The 16,860-nt window shown below is 44.2% G+C and carries 17 protein-coding genes and 3 tRNA genes; 9 read left to right on the forward strand and 11 right to left on the reverse strand.

From position 1 onward, the window contains the following. The first annotated feature begins 546 nt into the window (after positions 1–546). From AACP44_RS00005 to AACP44_RS00030, 6 genes are all read left to right on the forward strand, one after another. Positions 547–1,161, forward strand: coding sequence for a hypothetical protein (locus AACP44_RS00005; RefSeq protein ID WP_339337727.1), 615 nt, complete (start codon positions 547–549; stop codon positions 1,159–1,161). Between the two features lie 663 nt (positions 1,162–1,824). Beyond that, a tRNA-Val gene (locus tag AACP44_RS00010) sits at positions 1,825–1,900 on the forward strand. A 104-nt stretch (positions 1,901–2,004) separates the two neighbouring features. Then, positions 2,005–2,081: transfer RNA gene (locus tag AACP44_RS00015), tRNA-Asp, on the forward strand. Positions 2,082–3,114: 1,033 nt separating this feature from the next. Beyond that, complete coding sequence (locus AACP44_RS00020; protein ID WP_339337729.1) at positions 3,115–3,738, forward strand: dUTP diphosphatase; 624 nt, start codon at positions 3,115–3,117, stop codon at positions 3,736–3,738. Between the two features lie 19 nt (positions 3,739–3,757). After that, complete coding sequence (locus AACP44_RS00025; protein ID WP_339337731.1) at positions 3,758–4,657, forward strand: hypothetical protein; 900 nt, start codon at positions 3,758–3,760, stop codon at positions 4,655–4,657. Continuing rightward, the gene (locus AACP44_RS00030; protein ID WP_339337733.1) at positions 4,658–5,047 is read left to right on the forward strand and encodes a hypothetical protein; all 390 of its coding nucleotides are present in this window, start codon (positions 4,658–4,660) and stop codon (positions 5,045–5,047) included. Here the strand turns inward: AACP44_RS00030 and AACP44_RS00035 are convergent. Both AACP44_RS00035 and trmA read right to left on the reverse strand, forming a co-directional pair. Then, the gene (locus AACP44_RS00035) at positions 5,030–5,326 is read right to left on the reverse strand and encodes a 4a-hydroxytetrahydrobiopterin dehydratase (protein ID WP_339337735.1); all 297 of its coding nucleotides are present in this window, start codon (positions 5,324–5,326) and stop codon (positions 5,030–5,032) included. The two genes, AACP44_RS00030 and AACP44_RS00035, sit on opposite strands and share 18 nt — an antisense overlap. A gap of 12 nt (positions 5,327–5,338) precedes the next feature. Next, positions 5,339–6,436 (reverse strand): tRNA (uridine(54)-C5)-methyltransferase TrmA, encoded by a 1,098-nt coding sequence (trmA, locus tag AACP44_RS00040; RefSeq protein ID WP_339337737.1) that lies wholly within the window; start codon positions 6,434–6,436, stop codon positions 5,339–5,341. 120 nt (positions 6,437–6,556) lie between these two features. Between trmA and galE the strand changes: the two genes are divergently transcribed. Then, positions 6,557–7,573: a UDP-glucose 4-epimerase GalE gene (gene galE, locus AACP44_RS00045; protein ID WP_339337739.1), complete on the forward strand. Its 1,017-nt coding sequence runs from the start codon at positions 6,557–6,559 to the stop codon at positions 7,571–7,573. Between the two features lie 4 nt (positions 7,574–7,577). Here the strand turns inward: galE and AACP44_RS00050 are convergent, their stop codons facing one another. The 8 genes from AACP44_RS00050 to rne form a co-directional block, all read right to left on the reverse strand. Next, the gene (locus AACP44_RS00050; RefSeq protein WP_339337741.1) at positions 7,578–8,600 is read right to left on the reverse strand and encodes a glycosyl transferase family protein; all 1,023 of its coding nucleotides are present in this window, start codon (positions 8,598–8,600) and stop codon (positions 7,578–7,580) included. A 17-nt stretch (positions 8,601–8,617) separates the two neighbouring features. Beyond that, positions 8,618–8,950 (reverse strand): TusE/DsrC/DsvC family sulfur relay protein, encoded by a 333-nt coding sequence (locus tag AACP44_RS00055; RefSeq protein ID WP_339337743.1) that lies wholly within the window; start codon positions 8,948–8,950, stop codon positions 8,618–8,620. Positions 8,951–8,954: 4 nt separating this feature from the next. Next, complete coding sequence (gene tusB, locus AACP44_RS00060; RefSeq protein ID WP_339337745.1) at positions 8,955–9,254, reverse strand: sulfurtransferase complex subunit TusB; 300 nt, start codon at positions 9,252–9,254, stop codon at positions 8,955–8,957. A gap of 6 nt (positions 9,255–9,260) precedes the next feature. Beyond that, on the reverse strand, positions 9,261–9,623 hold the full coding sequence (gene tusC / locus AACP44_RS00065) for a sulfurtransferase complex subunit TusC (RefSeq protein ID WP_339337747.1): 363 nt from the start codon (positions 9,621–9,623) through the stop codon (positions 9,261–9,263). Positions 9,624–9,625: 2 nt separating this feature from the next. Then, positions 9,626–10,018, reverse strand: coding sequence for a sulfurtransferase complex subunit TusD (gene tusD, locus AACP44_RS00070; RefSeq protein ID WP_339337749.1), 393 nt, complete (start codon positions 10,016–10,018; stop codon positions 9,626–9,628). Between the two features lie 69 nt (positions 10,019–10,087). After that, positions 10,088–10,777, reverse strand: a complete 690-nt coding sequence (locus AACP44_RS00075; protein WP_339337751.1) for a Bax inhibitor-1/YccA family protein — start codon at positions 10,775–10,777, stop codon at positions 10,088–10,090. A gap of 208 nt (positions 10,778–10,985) precedes the next feature. Next, positions 10,986–11,073: transfer RNA gene (locus AACP44_RS00080), tRNA-Ser, on the reverse strand. Positions 11,074–11,251: 178 nt separating this feature from the next. Then, the gene (rne, locus tag AACP44_RS00085) at positions 11,252–13,807 is read right to left on the reverse strand and encodes a ribonuclease E (RefSeq protein ID WP_339337753.1); all 2,556 of its coding nucleotides are present in this window, start codon (positions 13,805–13,807) and stop codon (positions 11,252–11,254) included. An 804-nt stretch (positions 13,808–14,611) separates the two neighbouring features. Here rne and rluC point away from each other — a divergent pair. Together rluC and AACP44_RS00095 are read left to right on the forward strand one after the other, a co-directional pair. Then, entirely contained in the window at positions 14,612–15,601 is a 990-nt protein-coding gene (rluC, locus tag AACP44_RS00090) for a 23S rRNA pseudouridine(955/2504/2580) synthase RluC (protein WP_339337755.1), read from the forward strand. A gap of 5 nt (positions 15,602–15,606) precedes the next feature. Then, the gene (locus AACP44_RS00095; RefSeq protein ID WP_339337757.1) at positions 15,607–16,245 is read left to right on the forward strand and encodes an HAD-IA family hydrolase; all 639 of its coding nucleotides are present in this window, start codon (positions 15,607–15,609) and stop codon (positions 16,243–16,245) included. Here the strand turns inward: AACP44_RS00095 and AACP44_RS00100 are convergent. Beyond that, positions 16,235–16,813 carry a nucleoside triphosphate pyrophosphatase gene (locus AACP44_RS00100; RefSeq protein WP_339337759.1) on the reverse strand — a complete coding sequence of 193 codons (579 nt, stop codon included), beginning with the start codon at positions 16,811–16,813 and terminating at the stop codon, positions 16,235–16,237. The genes AACP44_RS00095 and AACP44_RS00100 overlap by 11 nt on opposite strands. Between the last annotated feature and the right edge of the window lie 47 nt (positions 16,814–16,860).

Below are 16,860 nucleotides of genomic sequence, written 5' to 3' on the forward strand. Positions count from 1 at the left end.
TTGTTCATCTTGAACATAGCTCAGGTTGATTTTACCGTAAGTTACAATATCGCCAGCATTAGCTGAAGACGCCATAACTGTAGCGGCAGCGATGGCAGCAGGTAATAATTTATAGTTCATCAGTTTGTCTCCCAAAAGTTTATTTTTATAGCACTGGTATTACACGCTATGTTAAATATCATTCCAAAACCGACACCCTGTAGGTTTTGAATAAATCGATTGTGCAACATAGATATTTCAGAAATATGACAACTTGAGCATATTTTGAAGTCCAGAAAAGTATAGTTGAATTAGGTAAGAAATCTAATTTATCCATTGATAATCAAGTATTTAGCATGAATAAGTGCTGGCGTATGATTACTGGCTCAATTGTCATGGTGCTAATAGTAACGCTATGTAAAAATTTTTATTCGATTTAATGAGTTTTAAGGGATAATTATTTGTGAAATAAAAGCCAATCAAGAGTCTTTTAGTTGGTACCTATGCTGTTTGCAGTCTATGTTCAGTGTCTTGGTTGTCATTTATTGTTAGTGTGTGGGAGGCAATGTGGGTCTTATTTCAGATATTATTTTAAAGAATGCTGAAGCCTTGTTATCAGCTTTTAAGCGTATCGATTTTCAAAAGGTTCTCAGTCATGACGTCTTAGAGGTGGAGAAGTTGAAGGATGTTTTGAATTCTTTGCAGATAGCTTTTAAACGCCCAACTGAACCGCTTGATTATTATACTAGCAATGCCAACGCCTCCGATCAGAATCTTTTACCCTTGAATAGTGTCACCGAATTAGATGCGACTGATCAGTCCAGTCAATTGAATAGCCCTTTTAAGAGCAGGGATGACATTATCTCAGCCCTGGCTGTGGCAGGTTTTGCGGATAGAGTCGGGTTGGTTTACAGCAGTTTTTCAGATTCTCGGACTTTGGATTTTACTCAAACCCAGCATTGTCGCGGTTTACCATCGTTTGAGGTGGTGGTTGCACCAGATTTTGCCCCAGTCTCTGGCGTACATGGTGTATTTATTTCAACCACAGACATTATGTCGATTATTTTGCCAGCAGATCATGTCAATGGTGACTGGCAAATACTGAAAAGAAAAAGCTTTACGAACCGTAAAGCCATGATGGATTTCTTATCACTGGTTTTAACAGGTTTTGATTTGCCTTAGGAGCTATATTGTCCACAGTTTCTGTGGATAACTTGGTGGATAAGGTGTTGGATTTGGACGTTAGCTCATAACTAGCCTTAAGGCAGTTAAATTGTTTAAAAAATAATCATATTGATATAAATCCTTTTATATCAATAGTTTATAATTATAAGTTAAAGTTATTTTATTGATATGATAAATTCCTTACTCCTTCCCAAGAAAAAAAACAAGGGTGTGAATAAGTTTTTTTAAGAAAGCTTCTTTATATTGTCATCTTGTTTCAAATAATAACAGTCTTGTTGTTTATCCAGCTGATCCTGAGCTTAAATTCATCATGGCTAGTCATTTTAATAAATGCAGCCATTACTGCATGTGTCTTTAACTTCCCAGTTCAGCGACTAAGGTTTTCCCTAGTTGGGTATTCCAAGCCGGTAGTATTATTTAGATAATAAGATAATCATTCTGGATAGAGCTTTCAGACTTTATTGCCTTAGTAGGGGGGTTAAGTTCAGCATGATTTCTGGTGTTTAAAGCACAGAAAATGAACCCTATATCGAAGTCATATTTATCTAAAAAATGCCTATAAAACAATCGATTAGTGCTATTTAAAAAAAATAGCCACTTTTTCTATCTAGAGGTTTGACAAGAAAAGCCATTACTGTAGAATGCGCCAACGTTCGGGAGGGGTGATTAGCTCAGCTGGGAGAGCATCGCCCTTACAAGGCGAGGGTCGGCGGTTCGATCCCGTCATCACCCACCACTTTCGAATGGTTTTAAAGTTTAACTTTCCTGTTCAAACTTCATGTTGCTTCAGTGTTGACATACTGAGCCTCTTGCACAGAGGGAAGCAACGACCGGTTATGCGGACCGGTAGTTCAGTTGGTTAGAATGCCGGCCTGTCACGCCGGAGGTCGCGGGTTCGAGTCCCGTCCGGTCCGCCACTTTGTCAATGTTTTTTTCTATTTAAGTATTTGCCAGGCTCAAAACCCCGAAGGCTCTTAATTTGTACCTAAGAGTTACCAAGCCGTTGGTTTGCTGGCTGACCTGTTTTGTTGGTTGTTTGGAAATTCGACTTCCGAGTAATGTTAGTCCAGCAAAAGAAATAATATTTCAAAAAAATAGGATCAATTACGCAAGCTAAAATCTTGTCTCTAATCGTTTACCCTAGTAATTAAGTCATTTTTTCACTATTTCAAAGTTATTACCTTAGTAATCTACGCTATATTACATTCACATTTTGGGTATCGTTTTTTTCAACGGGCAATTGTTAAATAAAAAGTGTTTAGTTAAAAAAATGACGGTGGGTATGCATTTTCAGGCGACTTTTAAGTCCATAACGGAAAGCTTCTTCAGGGTTTTATTTGATGTTATAGCTTTATCGTCCAGATAATTAGCGGACTAATTTTACAAATAAGCCTTTTTTATTGCCTTTGCAGGTCATTGGGCACTAACTTTTTCTCTGGACGTTATGCACACTCTAAAATGTCGATTTATTTTTCGAGTCAATTTTTTGTCATTTTGCCTGCATACGTGTGCAAATTTCTTAAGTTATTGATTAATAAGGAATTAATAAGCTGATTAAAATTTAATCAATTAGTTGTAAGTCTTGATTTGTTGGGGCTTGAACTGACGTTACTTTCACTTATCCCCGAACTTATCCACAGATTTTGTGGATAATTTTTTTAAACATCAACCATAGCTCAATTAAACAGGTTTATGACCTGACCAATTCCTCGTATTCCACTCTCTACCACAGCTTTACTGCTTGCCAGATTCTTCGTTGATGATTAATTTTTAAATTCCAGCGAGCTAACAGTTTCACTTCAGCTTATAGGCCTGGCTTGGTGCGCCAAGATTAAGTTGATTTTTTATTAATGCACTAGTCATCAAAAGCTTTATATAGCATCCATAGTGAGGCTGCGGCATAATCAGCCTGCAATCAAATTTTTTACTCAAGTCGGCAGGGGAGACTCAATGAAACAAGCGTTTGTCACAATGTTAGGTATGCAGGATAAGATGAATCAGAAGGTGCATGCTGACTGGATTACGCAGGAATTTGAGTGGTATCGGGCCATCTGGATCGAGTGCGGTGAGTTAGTTGAGCACTATGGCTATAAGTGGTGGAAGAAGCAGCTACCTGATATGGATCAAGTTAAGCTTGAGGTGATTGATATCTGGCATTTTGGTATGAGTGCCCTTTTTAGTGAGGGTGTCACCGTTGATGATCTTGCTGGGCTAATGGAACAACAGTTGGACGGTTATCAGTATCGTGGTCATGGGGTTCGTGAGGCCACTGAAGCGCTTGCACAGCATACTCTTGAGAGCAAAAGCTTTTCAGTCTCTCTGTTCTGGGATTTGCTAAATGCCGTGGAGATGGATTTTGATCAGTTATATCGCCAGTACGTGGGTAAAAATGTGTTGAATTTCTTCCGTCAGGATAATGGCTATAAAGATGGCTCTTATATCAAGCAATGGCAGGGCCGTGAAGATAATGAACATCTAGTCGATATTCTGGCCGAGCTGGATAGCAGTGCTGCAAACTACAGTGAGACAGTTTACCAATCACTGCAGCAGCGTTATGAGTCACTAACAGCCTAACGCTGTATGGACGTTGCCAATGGATGACAAGCCCCAACCAGATACGCCGCAAAAATTATCCACCAGCGCCTTGGCCAAGCTGTTGGATGTCCCCTCGCAACAACTATTTGCCACCTTGAAGGACTACGGCTGGATTCGCAAGTCGGAAGAGGGTTGGTCGCTAAGCTCCAAAGGAGAGTTTGAAGGCGGTGAATATATTCATAGCAAGCGCTATGGTCGTTATATTGTTTGGCCTGAAGAACTGGCAGCCCACCCGTTATTATTGGCGTTGGAAGATAGCCGGCATATTTCTGCAACTATTATTGGCAAAACAGTTGGGCTGAATGCTCGCGAAGTTAACCGCATTTTGTCCGAACTTGGCTGGATTAAACATGGTTTTCAGGGCTGGGAACTGACGGCAATTGGTGAGCAGTGCGGTGGTGTTCAATTGGAAAATGACAGCAGTGGCACCTTCTATGTCGTTTGGCCGCAGGATATCCAGAATCATCAAGCGCTAAACAGGCAGTTGATGTTCTCAGCGGAGGTCTATGCTCCTCCCGCTGCTGAATCTGGCGATATGTTTGCTAGCCAAAGCCAATACCAAGGTCTGGATGGTCGCCAACATAGTAGCAAAGCCCATTTACAAATCTCTCACTGGTTATATATGGCGGGTATTGCTCACGCCTGCCAGCGTGATTTGCCTTTTGTGGATAAAGAAAACCAGCCGCCGCTAAAGGCAGATTTTTATCTACCGGCGCATCAGTTATATATTGAATGCTGGGATGATGCTGAGGGTTCAACCCTTAACCAGCGTATGCAGCGTAAGGCTATCTATCAGCAGCATGGCTGCACGGTGATTGATATTGAAAAAGAAGACCTTGAGCAGTTGGATGAGGTATTAACCCGTCAATTGCGCAAACAGGGTATTCGGGTGTACTAAATGAAAAATCGCTTGATCGCTTTGTGCTTGGTTCTATTAGTCCTGTTATCAGGGTTGATTTACAAGGTTTGGCAATCGCGGCAAGTGACCGTTTATACACTTGAAGTCAGCAACCAAAGCACCGAAACGGTAGATTATATTAGGCTGTTCGGTAGTGGTGCTCAGAATGACTCGATCGTTAAATCGTTAATGCCGGGGCGTTCCGTAGCTGTTTCGGTGACCTTAAAAAAGCAAGGTGAATTGAAATTCGAGGTATCTCAAGCGGGTAGTAAGATTGATACCTTTGTTGACAAGGATGTCACAGCAATCGATTCCTTTCGTCAACGGCTGTTTGTCTACCCTGATCATCGCTATATGCTCAGTGATGATGGCTTATTGCGTTCCGATTAACTGCTCAATTTCTTCTAACAATTCAAAGTCTAGCTGGCTAATGCCGCCTGCATCATGTGTGGTTAAATACATTTCTACAGTACGGTAAACATTACTCCATTCAGGGTGATGATTTATTTTCTCTGCAACTAAAGCGACTTGGGTCATAAAGCCAAAGGCCTGAACAAAGTCTGCAAAGATCACCCGACGGTAGAGTTTGTTATCTTGTAATACCCACTCAGTATGCGATTTTAGACGAGCCTCAATCTCGGCTTCACTTAAAGCAACCATCTCATTCATACGCGACCTATTTTAGTCTATTGAGTTTGCCTTAAGCATAACACCACACTCAATATGATCGGTATAGGGGAATTGATCAAAGATGGCAAATTTAATAATCCGATGACTTTTGCAAAGTGTTGTTAGGTTGTCATACAGCGTATCGGGATTACAGGAGATATAGAAAATAGTATCAAACTGGCTGATCAGCTTTTCAGTCAATGTATCCAGACCAGCGCGAGGTGGGTCGACTAATACCGTGGAGAATTGGTAACTGCTTAGATCGATATCTTTAAGCCGTCGAAAGGCTCGCTCACCAGCTAGGGCTGAGGAAAAATCCTCGCTAGACATTCGGACAACTTCCACATTATTAATATCGTTTAGTTTAAAGTTATATTTTGCTGATTTGACCGAGGTTTTGGAAATTTCTGTAGCCAGTACCCGGTTAAAGTTTTGCGCGAGTACAGTTGTGAAATTGCCATTGCCGCAATAGAGTTCAACCAGATCACCCCCTAACGGTCGTGAATTATCCAGCGCCCATGTCAGCATCTTTTGGTTTACGGTGGCATTGGGTTGGGTAAAACTGTTCTCTACTTGCTGGAAATTATAGTGTTTATCGTTAACGGTCAGTGTTTCAGTCACATAGTCCTGGCTAAGCACTAATCGTTGTTTTTTACTGCGACCAATAATGTTAATTTGTAACTGCTGCTGTAGTTGCTCTGCTAATTGTCGCCAGTCATCCCCCAAGGCCTTGTGGTAAATCATGCTCACCAGCGCCTGACCGCTGAGGGTGGTTAAAAATTCTATTTGGAATAGTTTGCTACGCAGTAATGGAGATGGTTTTATCGCTGCCATCAATACATCCATCAAGCCGGTAATTGTCTTTGAGCCAATGGTAAAATGGTCAATTTTTACCGGTCGTCTGGGCTCGGCCTGATTAAACATCACATAGTATGAATCATCGTCTTGATGCCAGATTTTAAATTCAGCTCGTACTCGAAAATGCAGTGCCGGAGAGTCATAGACTTCCAGTGCGGGTGGTAAAAACTCACTGAATTGCTGGCTAATTCGTTGAGTTTTGGCGTTAAGCTGTTGCTGGTAATTAGCCGGATCGACTTTGCTAAGAGGCATATTTTGGGCCATCTAGTAAATAGTGCGGGCATTATAGTGAATTTATTGGCTTGATGCGTAATGAAATCCACCGGTTTTTTGACTACAATCTGTTGGTATTATTTTTAGGAATTGTGAAGCATGAAGGTATTAGTAACGGGTGGTGCGGGTTATATCGGCAGTCATACATGTATTGAACTACTGACGGCCGGTCATGACGTTATTGTGGTTGATAATCTGTCTAACAGTCATTTTGAGTCGCTAAAACGTGTGCAGGAAATTACTGGGCGAGAGCTGGTTTTCCATCAGGCCGATATTCGCGATTTCGCGGCTCTAGAGTCTATTTTTAGCCAAAACAAAATCGATGCAGTGATTCATTTCGCTGGCCTAAAAGCGGTGGGCGAGTCGGTTAGCAAACCCTCTCTTTACTATCAAAATAATATTTATGGCACCTTGGTTCTTTGTGATGTCATGACAAAGTATGAAGTGTTTAATCTGGTGTTTAGCTCTTCTGCAACGGTCTATGGTGATCCGGCCTCTGTACCTATTACTGAAAGCTTCCCCCTATCAGCTACCAACCCCTATGGTCGATCCAAGTTAATCATTGAAGAAATTTTACGAGACCTAAACGTATCGGACGACCGTTGGAATGCCGTGCTGTTACGTTATTTTAATCCTGTGGGTGCTCATGCCAGTGGTCTTATCGGTGAAGACCCCAATGGTATTCCAAACAATTTAATGCCTTATATTACCCAAGTAGCTGTAGGTAAGCTTGAAGCTCTGAATGTGTTTGGTAGTGATTACGATACGGTCGATGGTACCGGGGTTAGAGATTATATCCATGTTGTGGATTTGGCCTTGGGCCATCTAAAGGCATTGGATAAATTAGCGTCCAATCCTGGTGCGGTAGCTTATAACTTGGGCACTGGCACCGGTTATTCAGTACTGCAAATGGTAGCTGCTTTTGAAAAGGCGTCGGGTAAAACGGTGCCCTATAATCTGGTTGATCGACGAGCGGGTGATGTGGCCAGTTGTTATGCGGATCCGGCCCTTGCCAAACAAGAGCTTAACTGGACAGCGCAATTGGGTATTGAAGAAATGACCCGCGACAGCTGGCATTGGCAGAGCCAGAACCCTGACGGCTATAGTGATAGTTGATTATTTACAGCCGGTCGCGATCTCGCTCTAGCCACCATTGCTTAGCTAGAGCAAAAGCGGCTTGCTGACAGTCCGCTTTTTGTAATAGGCGGATGGTAATCGCCAGAGTGCCAATAATGGCATTTGTCGCATAAGGATCGGATACCTCCCCACGCCATATGGCGATCAAGTGGTTAATATCCAAGCGGTCAGGCTGTGATTGCCGACCTTCCACCATTTTTGGCCAATTCTCTTCTCCAGCCACGCCATCAATGACGGTTTTTACCAGGCAGCTGGCCTCCGGTCGACGCTCGATTTCCCCGCCTTCACCTTTAAAGACTGCGGCATGAGTTTGCTGCAGGCTAACAGCAGCTTGCTGATGACTGTCACCATAGGCTGGGTGAAAAATACTTTGCATGGAATAGGGGGCTGCCAGAGGATTTAATAATCTTGATAAAGTATGCACCGGTGAGCGCAGGCCAAGATAAGAGCGATAATCAATAATGTGTTTTAAAGGCGGGCATAAAAATTCCAGCGGCATAAATGAAAAATGTTGATCGTGTAATTGTTGCTCCACCGTTTGCCAAGTCTGTGCCGGAGCAATACCCAAAGAACTTAACACCTGTTCGGTATAAAGCCTGCCTTCTGTATGACCGCTAGCTCCATGCATATAGACTGCAATACCTTGATCGGCAATGGCGAAGCAACTGAGTAAATACCATGGCAGTTGTTTTTTCTTGCCGGCATAGCTGGACCAGTCCAGCTGTACATTAATGTCCTTAGGGGCGGCTATATATTGTCTTACGGCGGCGACAAAGCCGGTTAGCTCTTGATAACTTTCCTCCTTGACTCGCAATAGCATCAAAAAGGCGCCCAGTTGCACTTCCTCAACATCGCCATTTAATATCATATGCATGGCGTCAAAGGCTTCTTGCTCTGTTAGTGAGCGAGAGCCGGTTTTTCCCTTGCCAAGGATGCGGACATATTGAGCAAACGGGTGTTCTCCCGTTTTTATTTGGCTGAGTTTATTTCGATACTGTTGTGACATGTACGGCTTTTTCTGATTTAAAGACAATTGTCGGGTTTAGGTAAGCCGGCAATTTTTGCGGCAAATTTAGCAGGGCTGCCGGGGAAAAGTGACAATAAATAAATACTGTTTCCTTTATCGCTACCTAGTTGTTGTGCCGTATATTTTACCAAAGGGCGCATGGCGGGTGAAAATTCAAATTCTCGATAAAACTGCTGTAATAAGCTAATAATTTCCCAATGGTCGTCGGTAAGGATGATGCCTTCGTTATCTGCAATTTGTTCAGCGACCTGTTCACTCCACTGCGATAAGTTTGTTAAAAACCCTTCTTTATCCAGTCGGATGGTTTGCTGATTGATGATGATGTCCATTGAGTTAAAACCAGCTTTGGACACTATGGTGCGTTACTGCCAACTCAACAAACTCACTATCATCAATTAGCGTGATAGCGGGTGCCAGATGTTGGCTGAGGCCACGCGCTTTAACGTCAGCACTGAGTGCATAGAATTGTATTTCGCTATGGGTTTCAATAAGTTTGCTGTACGGAGTATTATCTTTACCTGCATAGACACCGTCTTCAATCAGCAGTACAGAGCTGCCTTTGCTGCAAAATTTCAAGCACTCAGAAAAACTCGAGTCATTAAAAGGCGATTGGTTAACCGTATGTAAAATCATAATGGTTTATACCGTCAAGAGAATATCAGCCTGCTCGAATAATTCGGTCAGCTGATCTTGGTTAACGGGCTTGGCGCTAATACTAAGCTTCGAGTTGTCGATCTCTCGCTCTGTCAGAGCTTCACTATCAACATAACTTTCATTAATGCCATAAAGCTCAAAAGCCGCTAATAATTTTTGGTGGTTTTTTTGTTGAATATCTCCACTGTCCTGCTGATCCAACAATTGCCAGACGCCATCACCAATAAAAGCTATCGCTAATTCCTGATCAAAGGCGCCGGCGGCTAATGCTATTTCGGCGGTTTCTCTGGCCAGTGAATTGCCATAGGGTGCTTTACGGCAAATCAGTAGAATGCGTTTGCTGGTCATGGTTAAGGCCCAAAGGTGATCAGGCGATCAGATTCAATTGATGCATCAATAAGTTGTCCTAATCCAGATATCTTAAAACCGTTATTTAAGTTATAGGTGTTTTTTTCATAGCGGTCAGCTTCCTTTGCATCCAACACCCCACGCTTTAGCGCGCTGGCAATACACACCACCAGATCAATATCATGATCGTTGGCAAGGTTTTGCCATTGCAGCGGAATATCATTCTCGTCCTGAGGTGGTGTAATCAGCTTGTTACCACTATTGACGGCATCGTGATAGAAAAATATCCGATAAAAACTATGCCCAGCATTAACAGCAGCTTGAGCAAAGCGCAGCGCGGTGGATACCGACTGGCTGGAATAGGGGGCACCTAGAATAAGCAAGGAAAAGCGCATAGCAGTTGAAATCCTAAAAACAAAAAGCCCCGATAGAATCGAGGCTTTTGTTAAATTAGCAAGCTCTATTTAGTCGTCGTTCATAACGCCTAACAGATGCAGCAAGCTAGTAAATAAATTGTAAATATCCAGATACAAGGCCACCGTTGCCATCAGATAATTGGTCTCGCCACCGTTAATGATGCGGCTGGTGTCAAACAGAATAAAGCCAGACATCAGCAATACGATACCAGCACTTAAGGCTAGTGATGCGGCAGGCATATGATAACCAAACATTGAGCCCAGCATCAGTGCTAGTGATACCATGACTAGTACCACCAGCCCAGTCATCAGGAAACCACCCATAAAGCTAAAATCTTTACGAGTCGTTAGGACATAACCTGAAAGCGAGAAGAAAACCAAAGCGGTACCGCCTAAGGCCTGCATAACAATTTCGCCGCCATTGGCCATTGTCAGGTAATAATTTAAGGTTGGCCCCAAGGCTGCACCCATTAATGCGGTAAAGGCAAAGACGACATAAATACCTGAAGAAGAATTAGCGGTTCTGGGTAGAACGAAACAGATTAACACGATAGCGGTGAGCATCATGATCAGGGCAGATCCATAACCTAGGTTCATCCACATGGCTAGGCCGGCAGTAATAGCACTTACCATCAGAGTCATCGCCAACATCATATAGGTATTGCGTAATACCTTGTTGGTAGACAATACCGAATCAGTAGCGTCTGTTTGTGATGAAAAGACTGGGTTGTCACGCATGTTATATCTCCATAGAGTAAACAGGGTTTTAAAATTACTATTTCTATAGCCCATCATAGCGGCAAGATATTCAAAATCAAGGTTTTCTGGGCTGCTTAAGCTATTGATTTTATGGCTTTTTGGTAATCAGTTGAATGAGACTTCAACAGATTGCTAAGGTTCCGGCTGACATTGCACAAAGGTGGGCTGTTCACAGAAGAGATAAAAATGGCGGTGAGGGAGAGATTCGAACTCTCGGAGGTGTTACCCTCGCTGGTTTTCAAGACCAGTGCTTTCGGCCACTCAGCCACCTCACCAACGGGGCGTGATTATACAGGGCTTGGTTATTGAGACAAGCGTTACAGAGCATTATCAGTGCAACTAAGCCATTGTTTTTATGATCGTTATTGCATTTGACGGTTGTTGGTTATATTTGCAGCAATAAACAACTAAAGCAAAAAAAGCCCGGTGCTTAATCGGGCTTTTGGGTTGTATTTAGGCGGACCGTTGCAGGCGAGGATCATTATGAGCTCGCTCAGCTTTCGGTTTGGTCGGATCAGGAGCTGCTGCCGGAGCCGGTGTTTTGGGTGATATATCCAATTGAGCCGTGGCTATATCAACCTCAGTAACAGCCTTTGGTGAGATTCGAGGGTCATTGGCAGCACGGCCTACAGGTTTTTCCAAAGTGGCCGGAGCTGGCTCGGTAGTCACTGGTGCTGGTGTTTCAACCGCGGCAGTTGGCTCTTTCGCCGGTTTTGTAGTGATAGCCTCAGTGGTTGCTTTTTCAACTGGCTCAGCTTCTTCGATGGAAATTTCTGCAGCCGGCTCAGTCGCTACTGCTTCAGCTTGAATTTCGGTTTCAGTAGCAAGCTCAGGTGCCGCAGTTTCTGTTACGGGTTCTTGTGCTGCCTCAATAATGGCTGCAGGCTCAGCCGTGTTATCAACCGTCGCTTCAACGATATCATTAATAACCGGTTCATTAGTCGATGCCGCAGCTGTTTCAGCGGCTGGCTGGTCACTTTGACTCGTTGCTTCGGTTTTATTCTCAGCATTACGTGGCCCACGATTACGACGACGACCAGAGTTACGCGGTCTGCGGTTTGATGGACGACGTTGCGGACGATCATCGCTATTGCCGTTGCTTTCATCGGTTTTTGAGGCTTCTCTGGTTTTGTTCTTAGTCTCAGCCTTTTGATCTTGCTGGTTGTCTTTCTGGCGATTGTGATTATTACGCTCGTCATCTCGACGGTTTCTATTGCGATTTCTGTTGCGATTACGATTTTGTTGGCGACCCTGATTCTGGCGATTGCCGCGCTGGTTGTTGCGCTTTCTGTTGGGTTTTTTCTCTTCAACCACTTCTTCTTCACCGATAAGGCCGCTAAAGAAATCGATAATTTTGGAAAATAAACCAGGCTTTTTAGTGTCAGTTGATTTTTTGACAGTAGGGGCCGCTGCTGTTGGTGTTACTCCTTGAACAGCAGCTTGTTCAACAGGTATCTGTAATTGTTCTTGGCTCAAAACGTCTTCAGGCTGCTCGGCCTGAATCTTATAGCTCAGCTCAATATCTTTACCGATTTCATCGTCCCGTAATCGCTGTACTTCGAAATGCGGTGTTTCCAGTTGCGGATTCGGCGCGATAACCACACGAACTTTAGTGCGATGCTCAATATCATGAATTGGTTGACGCTTTTCGTTCAGCAGATAGGAAGCTACACTGACCGGCACCAAGGCGCGAATTTCTGCACTGCGTTCTTTGCTGGCAGCTTCTTCAACCAGGCGTAGAATAGATAGGGAAAGCGATTTTGTGTCGCGGATGGTGCCATGACCACTGCAGCGTGGACAAACCTTGGCGCTGGTTTCACCGAGTGAGGGGCGAAGGCGCTGGCGAGACATTTCCAATAAACCAAAACGAGATATACGGCCGACCTGTACCCGTGCACGATCGATACTCAAGGCATCACGCATACGGTTTTCCACCGCGCGTTGGTTCTTTGCGGTATTCATATCAATAAAATCAATAACGACCAGACCACCCATATCCCGCAGGCGTAACTGACGCGCAATTTCATCAGCGGCTTCCAAATTGGTTTGGGTGGCAGTTTCTTCGATATTGCCGCCTTTGGTCGCTCGGGCGGAGTTGATATCAATAGAGACCAGTGCTTCAGTAGGGTCAATAACAATAGAACCGCCAGAGGGCAGCTGAACTTCACGTTGGAAGGCTGTCTCGATCTGGCTTTCGATTTGATAGCGATTAAATAGCGGAACCGGATCCTTATAAAGACGAATTCGATTCTGGTAATGAGGCATAACCTGAGTAACAAAATTTAGTGCTTCGGTATGGGCATCTTCATTATCAATCAGCACTTGATCGATATCATCACGCAGATAATCGCGAATAGCGCGGATGATAACGTTGCTTTCCTGCAGTAATAGGAAGGGAGCTTTACGCTCGGCAGTAGCTTTTTGAATGGCTTCCCAGAGGTGTACCAGATAATCCAGATCCCATTGTAGTTCTTCGCCACTGCGACCTACACCGGCAGTGCGTACGATTGCGCCCATACCGTTAGGTACAGTGATTGAGTTTAGTGCTGCTTTCAGTTCGGTGCGCTCGTCACCTTCGATGCGGCGAGAAATACCGCCGGCGCGAGGGTTGTTGGGCATCAGTACCAGATAGCGACCAGCCAGGCTCACAAAGGTCGTTAGAGCGGCACCCTTGTTGCCCCGTTCTTCTTTGTCGACCTGCACAATAACTTCAGTGCCTTCTTTAACGACATCTTTGATCTTAAAGCGACCACCGACATCTTGAGGTTGACGGTAAAAGTATTCACGGGCAATTTCTTTCAGTGGTAAAAAACCATGGCGCTCGGCCCCAAAGTCAACAAAAGCGGCTTCAAGGCTTGGCTCTACCCGGGTGATAGTGCCTTTATAAACGTTTGATTTTTTTTGTACGCGGGTGCGGTTTTCTATATCTAGATCATACAGGCGCTGGCCATCGACAAGACCAACGCGCAACTCTTCAGGTTGAGTTGCATTAATAAGCATTCTTTTCATGGTGGAACAAATCCCAAAGTGGCAGAGGATTTGCGCAGTACCGACAAACGGTGTTGGAAGGAGAGCGTCGAGCTAATGCTATTTGGGGTTGGTAAGCCAAAGCTTTAACAACCTTGTTACTGATAACTAGGGCTTTAACGTCATTAATACACGGTAAAGCCAGTATGTTCAGTAAAATGAGCGTTAGTACTCTTAATTCAGCACTAACCTCGTTATAATCGCCGCGATTATTGTGGGCCGCTCTTATCGAGGGGGCCACGGCTAACGGACGTTTCTATTTAGCAATAGTTTTGGTGAAGTGTTGCGGTTTAGCAGAGGGTATTGGTTTAATCAGCCTTGCTATCTAACCGGTCCAGTTATCCTTAATGTTAAGCCGAGGATACTGGCTTGTGCTTCACTTGCGTCTCAAATACAAAACAGTTTAAACGATGCTTGCGACATTTTGTCTGCATTGTTAATTAATTCACTTACCTTCAAATCTGGCTTTGCAGTATTTGGTATAGTGTAAGTGGACTGATAAATTTTTTACTTCGCATCGCTCTGAAATCATTACTCTGAAATCATGGATTAACTCTCAGAAACAAGCGACTGCGTTACAACATTTGCTTTGGCGGTATTTCCTAACAACCCGATCTTGATGTACGTGATATCTTGTCGATTAATGAATAATAGTTTGTTTAATCTACTCGGCAACTGGCCGATGATATGACGTAGAATTTTGTGAGGTGGAATCCTGACCCAACAAATGTGACTGCACTATAGCAGGATTTATTAAGCGTATCAAATACTTACAGCGGAATTTTAATGACTGATCTTTTTTCTCCGGATAAAGGTGATAAGCCAGAATCTACCCAGCCCAGTAATGGCGTTAGTTTTGTCGAGGTGACCGACGCTTATGCTGGTCAGCGAATAGACAACTTTCTGCTACGTCACCTTAAAGGTGTGCCCAAATCCAAGATCTATCGCATTATTCGCAAAGGCGAGGTGCGGGTGAATAAAGGACGGGTGAAAGCCGAGTATAAGCTCTCTGAGGATGATGTCATCAGAGTTCCGCCAGTTAGGGTGGCAGAGGAAAAAGCCACACTAGGCGTATCAAAAAGTCTCCATCAGCTGCTAACGTCGTCGATCTTGTTTGAAGATGATCGTTTAATGGTGGTGAATAAGCCCTCGGGTCTGGCGGTGCATGGGGGAAGTGGGATTAATCAGGGTTTAATCGAGGCGCTAAGGGTGATGCGTCCGGAATTGCGCTTTCTGGAGTTGGTGCATCGTCTGGATAGAGATACTTCCGGTTGTATTATGATTGCCAAGAAACGAAGCATGCTCCGCTTTCTTCACCAACAGTTGCGCACGGGAACGATTGACAAGCGTTATTTAGCGCTAGTGGCTGGACGTTGGCCCAATCGCCGTAAAATAGTTACTGCTCCCTTATTAAAAAATACACTGCGTTCTGGTGAGCGCATGGTCAATGTCTCACCGGAGGGGAAAAAATCCACAACCGGGTTTGCCATTGTCCAGCGCTACCCTCAGGCCACTTTGGTTGAGGCGCGGCCAGTGACTGGTCGAACTCACCAAATTAGAGTGCATGCGCTGCATGTTGGCCATCCTTTGTTAGGTGATGACAAGTATGGTGATCAGGCTGCCTGTCAAGTTTTTAAACACAAGGGTTTAAAACGTTTGTTTCTGCATGCCGCCAGTTTGCGTGTGCCCATGCCGGAAGATGAAGAAGAGCTTAATATCAGGGCTGCTTTAAGCCCCGAGTTACAATCCGTATTAGATAACCTGCCTGTCGAGTAAATTTTATGTTATATATTTTTGATTGGGATGGAACCTTAATAGATTCCACCGATAAAATTGCTCGCTGTATGCAGCAGGCGATTGCCGAATTAGGCTTGCCAGCACGCAGTGTTGCGGAAGTTAAAAGCATTATCGGCCTAGGTTTGGCGCAAGCGGTGCGAACACTGTTTCCTGATATCGAAGAAGCAATGATTGCCAAAGTGACAGCTGCTTATTCAAGTCACTTTGTCATTGCCGATCAAACACCCTGTAATTTATATCCTTATGTGGATGAGGTATTAAATCAGTTGCGTGCTGAGGGGCATTTATTAGCCGTGGCCACCGGAAAGAGTCGTCGCGGGCTTAATCGCGTGCTGACCAATATGTCACTAACAGATTTTTTTGATGCCACTCGTTGCGCAGACGAAACCGCTTCAAAGCCTGACCCGCTGATGTTGCACCAGCTTTTGCAAACATTAAATGTTGATGTTAGTGCAGCAGTGATGGTGGGTGATACCGATTTTGATTTGGAAATGGCTGCGAATGCGGGTATGAAGAGTATTGGTGTCAGTTACGGCGCTCATCCTGTTGAGCGGTTATTGCCGCATAAACCGGAGCGAATTATTGATCGTTTCGATCAGTTATTAGCTGGGGTTAAGGAATAGCGACGCCTTCTGTCTTTAGCATATCCACCAGTTTAATCAGCGGTAGGCCCATCAGGCTATTAGGGTCATCGCCAATCAATTGCTCAAACAAGCTGATGCCCAGCCCCTCTACCTTAAAACTGCCGGCGCAATCCAAAGGTTGTTCTGCTGAGATATAGCGCTTGATCGTTGCCGTATCCAATGTCCTGAACTTCACTGAAAAGGGTTCAACACAAGTCTGCTGTTGGCCGGTTTTGCTGTTGAGCAGGCTGAGCCCAGTGTAAAAAGTCACTGTTTTACCGCTACAGGCACTAAGCTGGGCCATAGCTTTATCGCTGTTGCCTGGTTTGGTGAGAATGGTTTGTCCGAGGCTGGCCACTTGATCAGAGCCAATAATTAGCTGTTGTGGATAATCGGCTGCTACCGCCTGCGCTTTCTGTTGGGCTAGTCTGCTCACCAGTTGTTCTGCCGATTCAGTGGGTAGCGCGGATTCATCAATATTAGGGCTGATACAATCGAAGTCTATAGCCAGTCGCTGCAATAATTCTCTGCGGTATGGGGAGCTCGAGGCCAGTATGATAGGTAACATAAGAGGCTATATTGTTAGGTAGTAGGTGTATTTGTTGTCAGATGTCG

It is taken from the genome of uncultured Oceanicoccus sp. (assembly GCF_963968385.1).
In the GTDB taxonomy this organism is placed as follows: Bacteria; Pseudomonadota; Gammaproteobacteria; order Pseudomonadales; family Dasaniaceae; genus Oceanicoccus.